Here is an 11,462-nt window from a genome sequence, read left to right on the forward strand (position 1 = left end):
CGGACTGTTAATCCGCAGGTCCCCCGTTCGAGTCGGGGAGGGGGAGCCAAGTTTATGTTTATGATGTAGTTCCCCCTTAGCTCAGTTGGTTAGAGCGACGGACTGTTAATCCGCAGGTCCCCCGTTCGAGTCGGGGAGGGGGAGCCAAATCATCATAATAATATCAGTACTTTAGTTCCCCCTTAGCTCAGTTGGTTAGAGCGACGGACTGTTAATCCGCAGGTCCCCCGTTCGAGTCGGGGAGGGGGAGCCAATTCTAAGAATTTCATAGACATTCCAAGCTATTTCCACTACTCTTCCTTATATAACTAAAGCATTAGTTTAATTCTTTAATGCGCTGTACTTAGTTTATTAATCAAGGACTTGATTCCTTCCCTTTTGATTATTAAAAGACTGAAAACATGGCTGGATTTAAAAAACTTATTTTTATACAAATTATCTCTTGGTTATTGTGTGTTGCAGCAGGAAGCTACTTCATATCTATAAGCTTTGATACTGCGGTAAGTGATGCACAAAAAAATGCACAAACGACTGTTACTAAGTATATTAATGACCTTTCTTTAGACGATATTTCTGCTCAAAATTTAAAACAATCAATTGCAGATGGTAATACGTTTTCAAGCTTTACTCTAAGAGATTACCAAGGTGCTGAAGTATTTAGCATTAACCCCCCTACTCAATTACCAATGTTTGCTGATTTTGTACTCTCTAACTTTAACTCTGTACGCCCACAGTTTGCTGTAAACGATGCCGCAGATATAAAAGTTGAATTTGTACTTAACATTGAGCATTTAGCGTCGCAGCTACAAACGTCCCTTTTTATTGTTATTTTGATTTCTGCCATTTTAGTTATTATTCCAATAATTCTAATGAAATCTATTTTTTATCATTTAAATAAAAATATAAGTACAACAGTTGCTGACATTATCGATATTTATATCAATCAAAACCAAGTTGATAATGATTTAGAAACAGCATTAGATGGCACTCGATTGAAAAAAATGGGAAAAGATTTAGTACCTAGTTTTAATCGGTTATCACATTTTTTAAAAAACAAAAACGAAGACATACAAAGCGCTGCTATGACTATCAAGCATGAAGCGTACAAAGATGTAATTACCTCGCTTGGTAATCGTAATATGTTTGTTGAGTACTACGAAAAAAATATTGAAAACACTGAGCAAAGTACATTTGGCTCTTTAGCTATGGTTCGTTGTAGCGAGCTACAAGCTATAAACCAAAGCCGTGGTTATCAAAAAGGTGACGAGTACGTTAAAGGCGTTGCTGATATTATTAAGCACATAAGCGGCACTTACACGGGTAGCCAAGTATTTAGATTAAACAGCTCTGATTTTGCGGTAGTACTACCCCACATTCCTTTAAAAGAAGCTGAGCGCTTTGGTGAAAACCTGCAATCGCGCTTCACGCAGTACCAACAAAACCAAGAGTTAAGCTCGGTAGCTAATACGGGTATTGTAGGTTACGAAAAAGGTAAACCGTTAGGCGAACTGCTTTCTGTTGTTGATAACGCGATGAGCATGGCGCAGTCAAAGCAAGTTAATGCATGGCACGTACAACGCGAAACCGATTTAGTTAATAACGTAAGTGCGGGGTTTGGTAATCAAAACTGGCGTAAGGTTATTAAGGAAGTTATTGAATCTAAGCGCGTGCATTTAGTGATGCAAAACATTATGCCGCTTGGTAAAAGCATAAAAGCCTACGCTGAAGTACAAGTTCGATTTAAAACAGAAGACAATCAAGTACTGCCTACCGCTTCTTTTTTAGCAATGGCCGAAAAACTTGATATGGCAATAGAAATTGATCGCCTGATCATCGACTCTTCTCTTGAAAAAGTTAAAAGCCGTAATTTATCTGAAAAGTTTTTTGGTTTAAACGTAACAGCCTCAAGTGCACACAACGATCAGTTTGTAATTTGGCTAGAGCGCCGATTATTGAAAGATACGCATATTGCATCTAAACTAGTATTTGAGGTAAGCGAGTTTGGTTTACAGCAAAACATCAAAGCTAGTAAGCGCTTTATCGACATGGTTCACCGTGTTGGCGCACGCGTAACTGTTGAACGTTTTGGTGTTGGCTTAACTTCATTTAAGTTTTTCCGCGATTTAAAACCTGATTTTATTAAAATGGATGCAAGTTATACTCGCGGCCTAGAAGATGATAAAAATAATCAGTACTTTATGCGCTTAATGGTCGATTTAGCCCACCGCATTGGTGTTAGCGTATTTGCTGAAGGCGTTGAGAGCCAAGAAGAGAAACACATTATAGAAACGTTGTGTTTAGATGGCGTTCAAGGTTATTACATAGAAAAACCTAAAGACATTTAATTAGTTTTCAATTAATACAAAAAAGAGCATTCGTTGCTCTTTTTTTGTTTCTGCTATTTGACTAATTCCTTACATCAAAATCACATTAATTTTACAGCCTTGTGATCAATATGTTTGTCCTTGCGTTTATTTAACTGATAACGACTCGCAAATGTTGTTTATCGGGGCAGAAAAAAGGATAATAAGCAGGACTTTAATAGCGTGAGGCACACATGACAGAATATGTCTTGTTATTGATTGGAACAGTTCTGGTTAATAACTTTGTATTAGTACAATTTTTAGGCTTATGTCCGTTTATGGGCGTATCAGGTAAGCTTGATACGGCGATTGGTATGTCTTTGGCAACCACGTTTGTGCTTACCCTTGCCTCTGTAACTAGCTATTTAGTTAATCAATATATTTTAATCCCTCTGGATATCGCCTTTTTACGCACCATGAGCTTTATTTTAGTGATTGCCGTTGTAGTGCAATTTACCGAAATGGTTGTGCGTAAAACCAGCCCTACTCTATATCGTTTATTAGGCATATTTTTACCGCTGATCACCACTAACTGTGCGGTATTAGGTGTGGCTTTATTAAATATCAAAGAAGATCATTCGTTTTTACAATCTGCGGTATATGGTTTTGGTGCTGCGGTTGGTTTTTCTTTAGTGCTTGTATTGTTTGCAGCACTACGAGAGCGTTTAGCAGCTGCTGACGTTCCTACGCCTTTTAAAGGCGCCTCTATTGCAATGATCACTGCAGGCTTAATGTCGATGGCGTTTATGGGTTTTACTGGATTAGTGAAGTTTTAATATGACCTTGTTTTATGCCTTGATAGCGATTGGTTCGCTAGCACTCATTTTTGGACTTATTTTAGGGTTTGCAGCAATTCGCTTTCGCGTTGAAGGTAACCCTATTGTTGAGCAAATAGATACGATTTTACCGCAAACTCAATGCGGACAATGTGGCTACCCGGGCTGCCGCCCTTACGCCGAAGCCATAGCTAATGGCGATGAAATAAATAAATGCCCACCAGGCGGCGAATCTACCATGAAAAAGCTTGCCGGCTTAATGGGGGTTGATGAAAAACCACTTGCCGGTGGCGAGCAAGCAGAACCTATAAAAACAGTGGCTTATATTCGCGAAGATGAATGTATTGGCTGTACCAAATGTATTCAAGCCTGCCCAGTTGACGCTATTTTGGGCGCAACTCGTCAAATGCATACCGTGTTAATTGATGAATGTACTGGCTGTGATTTATGTGTTGAGCCTTGCCCTGTAGATTGCATTGATATGCTACCTGTAGCCGAAACTAAACAAAACTGGAAATGGCAGCTAGACGCTATTCCTGTTACACAAATAGATTAGAGGTTTGAGTGGACAAGTTACTTGAACAAATAAAAAAAGGCACCGTGTGGGCATTTCCTGGCGGCATACACCCACCACAACAAAAATCACTCTCTAATAGTGCGAGTATCACTCGCCTACCCTTGCCCGACAAACTCATTGTTGCGCTTAAGCAGCACATAGGCGCAAATGGTAAGTTACTTGTAGAAAAAGGCCAACACGTATTAAAAGGCCAACCACTAACAGAACCTGCTGCTAACTGGTCGGTACCTGTACATGCGCCAAGCTCTGGTGTAGTTACTGATATTGCACCTATGCCATCAGCACATCCATCGGCCCTGCCTGAACTAAGTGTTATTATTGAACCAGACGGCAAAGACGAATGGGTAGCTCTAAATAAAAATAAAAATCCTGCTGAGCTTAGCCATGATGAGCTTATAAATATTATTCACCAAGCCGGTATTAGCGGTATGGGTGGTGCTGGTTTTCCTACTTATGTAAAAGCAGATACCAAGCAACCTATCGAATTTTTGATTGTAAATGCTGTTGAGTGCGAACCTTATATTACTGCCGATGACGTTTTAATGCGCGAACACGCTAAAGAAGTTATCCAAGGCATTGAAATAATGCAGCAACTTTTAAACCCAACACTGTGCATTGTGGGTATAGAAGATAACAAGCCTGAAGCTATTGCAGCAATGAAGCAAGCAGCTGAGCATAACTCAAAAATTATTATTCAAACGGTGCCAACTATTTATCCATCAGGCGGTGAAAAGCAATTAATTAAATTACTTACTAACCGTGAAGTTCCTAGCATTGGTATTCCAGCCGATATTGGTATTTTAGTGCATAACACGGGTACTTTGTTTGCCGTACAACAAGCCGTTTATGAAGGCAAACCGCTAATTGAGCGTATAGTTACGGTAACAGGTAACACTATTCATAAACCTGGAAATGTATGGGCACTGCTTGGTACTGAAATAAAGCATTTACTAGATTGCCAAGGTTTCTCTCCTGTACCGCAGCAAAGTGTTGTGATGGGCGGCCCAATGATGGGCTTTACGCTACCCACAGTACGTATTGGCATAGTTAAAACAACTAACTGTATTTTAGCGCCTGATCATAAAGAGCTAGCGGAACCCGGCCCTGAAAAAGCCTGTATACGTTGTAGCGCCTGTGCCGATGCCTGCCCTGCTTCTTTATTGCCACAACAATTGCAGTGGTTTGCTAAATCAAAAGAGTACGACAAACTACAAGAGCACAATTTATTTGATTGTATTGAATGTGGTGCTTGTGCATACGTGTGCCCAAGCGAAATCCCTCTTGTACAGTACTACCGTATAGCCAAAGTTGAAATTAAAGAACAACAAGCTGACAAAATTAAAGCCGACAGAGCAAAAGAGCGTTTTGATGCCCGAAAAGAACGTTTAGAGCGTGAGCAAGAAGAACGCCAAAACCGCCATAAACGCAAACCTGCTGCTAAGTCTGCTGACGAAAAACAAAAAGTAGCTGAGGCACTAGCCCGTGTTAAAAATAAATCAGATAACGGCGATGAAAAATCTGCTGTTGCTGCCGCTATTGCACGCGCTAAAGCTAAAAAGCAACAAGGCGAAGAACTAGAGCCAGATAACAGCGAAGTAGCAAAAGAGCGCGCACTACGTAAAGAACAAGCGCGTAAATATAAAGAGCAAAAATCGCAAACAGATGAATCGGCCGAGACTACACCCGTTGATGATAAAAAATCAGCAGTAGCTGCAGCCATTGCTCGCGCTAAAGCCAAAAAGGCAGCACAAGCATTAGATAACGCTGAACAAGCAGCAAGTGAAGAGCCACAAAACGATGCCCCTGTTGATGATAAAAAAGCAGCCGTAGCGGCGGCCATAGCTCGCGCTAAAGCTAAAAAAGCAGCTAAAGCATTAGACAACGCTGAACAAACAACAAGTGAAGAGCCACACAGCGATGGCCCTGTTGATGATAAAAGTGAAGTGCCACAAAGTGATGCCCCTGTTGATGACAAAAAGGCAGCGGTAGCCGCGGCCATTGCGCGTGCTAAAGCGAAAAAAGCGGCTAAAGCATTAAAAGAAGCCGAGCAAACCGTGAGTGAAGAGCCACAAAGCGTGGCACCCGTTGATGATAAAAAAGCAGCGGTAGCTGCGGCCATAGCTCGCGCTAAAGCTAAAAAAGCGGCTAAAGCGCTAGAAGATACCGAACAAACTCAGCCCCAAGAGCTACAAGTTGATAGCGCAGCATCGAAGAGTGCAGAAAATAACACCGATGACTCATCAGATCTTATTAGCGCAGATAAACCTAAATCAGCCGACGATAAGAAAAAAGCCGCCGTGGCTGCTGCAATTGCGAGAGCAAAAGCTAAAAAGTTACAAAAAGAAGGAAATAATCAGTCATGAAATTAACCATGGCCAGTTCGCCGCATAATCACAGCCATAAATCGTTAACACGATTAATGCTTAGCGTTATTGCTGCGTGTGTTCCTGGGCTAATTGCTCAAGTTTTCTTTTTTGGTACCGGGGTGCTTATTCAGCTAGTACTAGCCCTTGTTGCTGTAAGTGTATTTGAAGCTGCAATAATGCTAATGCGCAAACGCCCTGTTTGGCCTGCATTAAGTGATGGCAGCGCATGGCTTACTGCTGTGTTACTGGCACTGAGTATCCCTCCACTTGCACCTTGGTGGATAATTATTATTGGCTGTTTATTTTCTATTGTTATCGTTAAGCAACTTTATGGTGGCCTTGGTTTTAACTTATTCAATCCAGCAATGGCGGCTTATGTACTGCTATTAGTTTCGTTTCCGGTGCAAATGACCGCATGGTTGCCTGTTACCGATTTAATAAATACGCCAATAGGCTTTGCTGATCAGCTAAGGCTAATATTCACCGATTTTACGGCCTCTGGGTTTAGCCTAGATCAAGTACGCGCAGGGGTTGATGGCCTAACAATGGCAACCCCGCTGGATACTGTTAAAACAGATATAGCCCACGGTTTAACCGTTACCGAAAGTATGCAAAAGCCACTATTTAACGAATGGGCTGGCCTTGGTTGGGTGTGGGTTAACTTAGGCTTTTTAGCCGGTGGTTTATATTTATTAAAAGCAAAAATAATTAACTGGCATATTCCTGTCAGTTTTATTGCAAGTTTAGCACTATGTAGTGCGATTGGTTATATTGCATCACCTGGTACAGAGCCGGGTACCCTATTTCACTTATTAAGTGGAGCCACAATGATGGGGGCCTTTTTTATAGCAACCGATCCGGTATCTGCAGCAACAACTAACAAAGGGCGCTTAATTTATGGCGCGCTAATTGGCTTACTAATTTATTTAATTCGTACCTTTGGTGGTTTTCCTGATGCCATCGCATTTAGCGTATTATTGATTAATATTGCAGTGCCGCTAATAGACTACTACACACAGCCACGTACTTATGGCCATGGAGCAGTAAAATGATCATTTCGTCAATGGCTAAAAATGGTGCTATTTTAACTGCGTTTGCGTTAGCAACGACGGGCTTAGTTGCCTCGATCAATGCACTTACTGCCGATAAAATTGCAGAGCAAGAACAACTACAACTTACTGCGCAGCTACAAGAAGTGCTCGACCCAAAATCATACGACAATCAACTATCACAAGATTGCGTAATTATTACTGACGAAAAACTAGGTCCACACGCAAATCAAGTAATTTACCGTGCTCGTAAAAACAATAAACCAGTCGCTGTTGTTATTAGGCATGTTACGCCAAACGGCTACAGTGGCGATATTAACTTATTAACAGCGGTATTGAGCGATGGCACTATTGCTGGCGTGCGTACGACTAAACACGAAGAAACCCCTGGTTTAGGCGACAAAGTAGAAGTTAAAAAATCACTTTGGATCACAACATTTAAAAGCTTAACCGTTGAAGGTGAAGATGACGCTCGTTGGGCTGTAAAAAAAGATGGCGGCCAGTTTGATCAATTTACAGGTGCAACCATAACGCCCCGTGCTGTTGTGGGCTCTGTTAAAAACGCCGTATTGTTCGCACAAACTAATTTTGATGATATTTTTGCAGCACCTAATGCCGAATGTACGGAGGTAGCTAAATGAGTGAGTTAAAAACATTATACAAAGAAGGCGTATGGGTAAATAACCCTGCCCTTGTACAGCTTTTAGGTTTGTGTCCACTGCTTGCCGTTACCTCAACTGTAACAAATGCCTTAGGTTTAGGCTTAGCAACTTTACTCGTACTAATAGGCTCAAATGTTACCGTATCAATTGTGCGTAACTGGGTGCCAAAAGATATTCGTATACCTGTATTTGTCATGATCATCGCGGGCTTTGTAACAATAGTTCAATTACTTATGAACGCTTATACCTTTGGTTTATATCAATCATTGGGAATTTTTATCCCGTTGATTGTAACTAACTGCGCCATTATTGGCCGCGCCGAAGCATACGCCTCTAAAAATCCTGTTCATTTATCAGCATTTGACGGCTTAATGATGGGCTTAGGCTTTATGGCTGTATTGTTAGTGTTAGGAGCTATGCGCGAATTAATCGGCCAAGGTACGCTGTTTGACGGAGCCGATTTATTACTTGGCCCATGGGCACAGAGCATGCGCATAGAAGTATTTAATTTTGATAATCAATTTTTACTGGCAATTTTACCACCGGGTGCCTTTTTAGGGCTTGGGCTACTTATTGCTGCAAAAAACGTAATTGACGCACAAATAAAATCAAAACAAGTTGCACCGCCAGAGGCTGAAAAAGGCCCTCGAGCACGTGTTACTAGCTTAACTTAAGGGGAAAACGTATTAGAGCAACAATTAGCACTAATACGTTTTAAGTTGCATGAATAAAGAAAAACGTCACCAAATACTGTCGCGCCTACGCGACGATAACCCACATCCAGTTACAGAGCTTGAATATTCAAGCCCATTTGAGTTACTAGTAGCTGTAACTCTTTCAGCACAAGCAACTGATGTAGGCGTTAATAAAGCCACTCGAAAGTTGTTCCCTGTTGCTAATACACCACAAGCCATTTTAGATATAGGCCACGATACACTGCGTGATTATATAAAAACCATCGGCTTATTTAACTCTAAAGCTGCCAACGTGTACAAAATGTGCCAAATTTTGGTGGATGAACATAACAGCATCGTGCCAGAAAATCGTGAAGCCCTAGAAGCCCTACCAGGCGTTGGCCGTAAAACCGCTAATGTTGTACTCAACACAGCCTTTGGCTGGCTAAAAGATAATGAAGGTAGATACTTTTTAGCAGTAGATACTCACATCCAACGTCTTGCAAACCGTACTGGTTACGCTAAGGGTAAGACTGTTGAGCAGACTGAACAGGCTATAATTAAAAATACGCCAAATAAGAAAGAATTTATGTTTAACCTCCATCATTGGTTTATTTTACATGGGCGCTATACGTGTACAGCGAGAAAACCAAAATGTGGAAGTTGTATAATTGAGGATTTGTGTGACTATAAAGAGAAAACTGAGTCATAGTTAAGAGTAGTTATTTTTTAATTAGCATAAACCTTTTAACGGTCACATCTTTAGTTTCTATTTAAGAAGCTGGCGATTTGATTCTCATATGAGCCTTTATTCGGCCAGCACCAATTAAATTGAAAATTTGCGTTAACTTCAGAATAGTTTGAATTTAAGCGAGGTGTTGCAAATAGATTATGATTTATTAATTAGAGCCCAGCTAAAACCTAAAATTTAAATACGGAGTTAATTGGAAGCTATTTCCGGTTTGTGCCAATAGCAGACATTTACTTAATACATTAAAACAGATTAAATTGATGAGAAATGATGGGCATAGGGGTCGTTCGCAATTAATTCCGGTCGAAGTTTAAAACTCTTTGATGCTATTTCAGCATTTTTTATCCTATCTATACGAAAGATTCTAGGTGCATTTCTAAGGTGATCCCAAGCAACAATGTACCAAACAGGCCAAGCGAGCATAAGATAATGAGACTCTATAGTTCTCGAAGAGCATCTCTTGTTTTCCGAAATATAATTAATATTTAAACAACGTTGCTCCAGAAAGGATTCACATATAGTCTGTGATATATCAATGTGATCATCTGATGATTGATACGGTGCAGTGCTCCTAACATGTGTGCTTACAAATATCCGTTTTCGAATTCTGCTTACTCTAGAACGCTGATTTGCAGGAAATGCTTGATATAACTTCTGCTTGATTACTTCCAAATTGTTTGTCATGAAGGGTAAATTTAGTGATTCAACAATTGAGAGCGCCAGTAATAATTCAATCACCTCCTTATGGCTTAACATTAGCCGCTCAATACCCCATCGACCTGCTAAACGAACACCTCCTCCCCGACCTCTATCTGACTCGATTGGGTATCCCTCTTCTTTTAAGCTTGCCAACTCGCGCATCAAGGTTCGTTGACTAACATCTAAGTGTTCTCGTAAATCAGATGTTGTCCAATGTTGTTCAGAACGAAGCATCCCAAGCAAACGACTTCGCCTTGCAACACGATCTTTAAAATTTGTCTTCGCCATAATTTAATGTGCCAGTAAGTGACATATTTATAAATATACTTCAGATCAGTGGCTAGAGTCTAAACTTTTTAGAAGCACTTAACCAATTTCACCCGTATTTTGACAATTGAACTTATACAGAAAGGAACATTACAAGATGAAGCACTATTACAATTCAATGAGCAGATCAGTTACAACTGATTGGATGTTAAAAGAGCTAGACGTACAACATGAACAAATCAATATTAATTTTTCTGAAGATTCACCTGAATTGCGCGATCTGCAAACTATCAATCCAATGGGTAAATTGCCAACACTGGTAGATGGCGAAAGCGTTATTACAGAAACAGCTGCGATATGTGCGTATCTTTCTGATAAATATTTGGATAAGAAGCTCGCCCCTGCTATAGGGTCTAATCAAAGAGCGAAATATTATCGATACCTATTCATTGCTGGAAATACCATTGAGCCGGCATTAACCTTGGCGGCATCAAACATCGAGCATCCTAATTCAGCAACAGCTGGGTGGGGTGATAAAACGCGAGTAGTAGCGACTATCGAAGCGATGACTCCCCAAGGTGGTTGGGCTTTAGGAGATGAGTTTACAGCAGCAGACATCGTTTTCGGCGGACTGCTAGATTCTGCGGTTACTTTTGGAATGCTTGCCCCATCACCTAAGGTAGCTGCATATATTTCTAGAATCCAACAGAGACCTGCATATAAAGAAACTCATAAGTATTTCGATGAACCGATGTCATAGTCGCGTCTCTGTATAAGTAATTATTATGTTTCGATGGGAGAGGAGAACCTTGGCGCAATGAACTACCCCGCGCCAAGGCTTTTCGCTTAGGTTCAAACTCGCTTCGCGAAGAGGGGTATCTTAATTAGCATGAGGTCAAAAACCTTTACGCCGCAAGCGGCGGGGAATTAAACCCGAAGAGATTAAAGCTTGAAGTATGCGCGTAAGATGTTCGCTATATATTAAAATCAGCCATCGTCATATCTAGAGCTATCTGTTCAAAGATACTTTAAGATTGAGATGGCTCGACTGACCGCTAATCGCTCATACCCGAATTCTTTTGTAGCGGGCTAAGCTTAAAACTCCATAAACACCGGAGTACAACTAATGCACCAGTTAACAATATATCAGCCTAAAGAGCCTTGGAATAAAAATAAGCTTGTAGGACAAAAGTTACCTCTGAAATTACAGCAAATATGGGCTATCCGAATACGACTAGAACTTTTTCATAAAATAAGAGATCTAGCACTATTTAACCT

Annotated in this window: 10 protein-coding genes and 2 tRNA genes; 11 read left to right on the top strand and 1 reads right to left on the bottom strand. The window is 40.7% G+C overall.

The annotated features are described in order from the left end of the window. Window positions 1-70 precede the first annotated feature (70 nt). The 10 genes from H5159_RS20320 to nth all read left to right on the top strand — a co-directional run bounded on the left by H5159_RS20320 (window position 71) and on the right by nth (window position 9,179). A tRNA-Asn gene (locus H5159_RS20320) sits at window positions 71-147 on the top strand. Between the two features lie 29 nt (window positions 148-176). Continuing rightward, window positions 177-253 (top strand) — tRNA-Asn (locus H5159_RS20325). A gap of 148 nt (window positions 254-401) precedes the next feature. Then, a complete protein-coding gene (locus tag H5159_RS20330) occupies window positions 402-2,345 on the top strand; it encodes an EAL domain-containing protein (RefSeq protein WP_182696126.1) in 1,944 nt (647 codons plus the stop codon). A gap of 212 nt (window positions 2,346-2,557) precedes the next feature. Next, window positions 2,558-3,139 (top strand): electron transport complex subunit RsxA, encoded by a 582-nt coding sequence (gene rsxA, locus H5159_RS20335; protein WP_008172491.1) that lies wholly within the window; start codon window positions 2,558-2,560, stop codon window positions 3,137-3,139. Window position 3,140: 1 nt separating this feature from the next. Beyond that, the gene (rsxB, locus tag H5159_RS20340) at window positions 3,141-3,695 is read left to right on the top strand and encodes an electron transport complex subunit RsxB (protein ID WP_007585357.1); all 555 of its coding nucleotides are present in this window, start codon (window positions 3,141-3,143) and stop codon (window positions 3,693-3,695) included. 8 nt (window positions 3,696-3,703) lie between these two features. Next, the gene (gene rsxC / locus H5159_RS20345; RefSeq protein ID WP_182780937.1) at window positions 3,704-6,079 is read left to right on the top strand and encodes an electron transport complex subunit RsxC; all 2,376 of its coding nucleotides are present in this window, start codon (window positions 3,704-3,706) and stop codon (window positions 6,077-6,079) included. Then, on the top strand, window positions 6,076-7,134 hold the full coding sequence (rsxD, locus tag H5159_RS20350) for an electron transport complex subunit RsxD (RefSeq protein WP_182780938.1): 1,059 nt from the start codon (window positions 6,076-6,078) through the stop codon (window positions 7,132-7,134). Before rsxC ends, rsxD begins: the two co-directional genes overlap by 4 nt. Further along, window positions 7,131-7,772, top strand: coding sequence for an electron transport complex subunit RsxG (rsxG, locus tag H5159_RS20355; RefSeq protein ID WP_182780939.1), 642 nt, complete (start codon window positions 7,131-7,133; stop codon window positions 7,770-7,772). The genes rsxD and rsxG overlap by 4 nt, the downstream gene beginning before the upstream one ends. Next, a complete protein-coding gene (locus tag H5159_RS20360) occupies window positions 7,769-8,467 on the top strand; it encodes an electron transport complex subunit E (protein ID WP_024595474.1) in 699 nt (232 codons plus the stop codon). Before rsxG ends, H5159_RS20360 begins: the two co-directional genes overlap by 4 nt. Window positions 8,468-8,516: 49 nt before the next feature. Further along, the gene (gene nth, locus H5159_RS20365) at window positions 8,517-9,179 is read left to right on the top strand and encodes an endonuclease III (RefSeq protein ID WP_039487264.1); all 663 of its coding nucleotides are present in this window, start codon (window positions 8,517-8,519) and stop codon (window positions 9,177-9,179) included. Between the two features lie 291 nt (window positions 9,180-9,470). Here nth and H5159_RS20370 read toward each other — a convergent pair whose 3' ends face one another. Next, entirely contained in the window at window positions 9,471-10,205 is a 735-nt protein-coding gene (locus tag H5159_RS20370) for a YafY family protein (protein WP_182734203.1), read from the bottom strand. A gap of 136 nt (window positions 10,206-10,341) precedes the next feature. On the opposite strand from H5159_RS20370, the gene H5159_RS20375 reads away from it, so the two are divergent. Next, a complete protein-coding gene (locus tag H5159_RS20375; RefSeq protein WP_182716925.1) occupies window positions 10,342-10,944 on the top strand; it encodes a glutathione S-transferase family protein in 603 nt (200 codons plus the stop codon). Window positions 10,945-11,462 lie beyond the last annotated feature (518 nt).

The sequence above is a fragment of the Pseudoalteromonas sp. SG43-1 genome, from assembly GCF_014164415.1.
In the GTDB taxonomy this organism is placed as follows: Bacteria; Pseudomonadota; Gammaproteobacteria; order Enterobacterales; family Alteromonadaceae; genus Pseudoalteromonas; species Pseudoalteromonas distincta.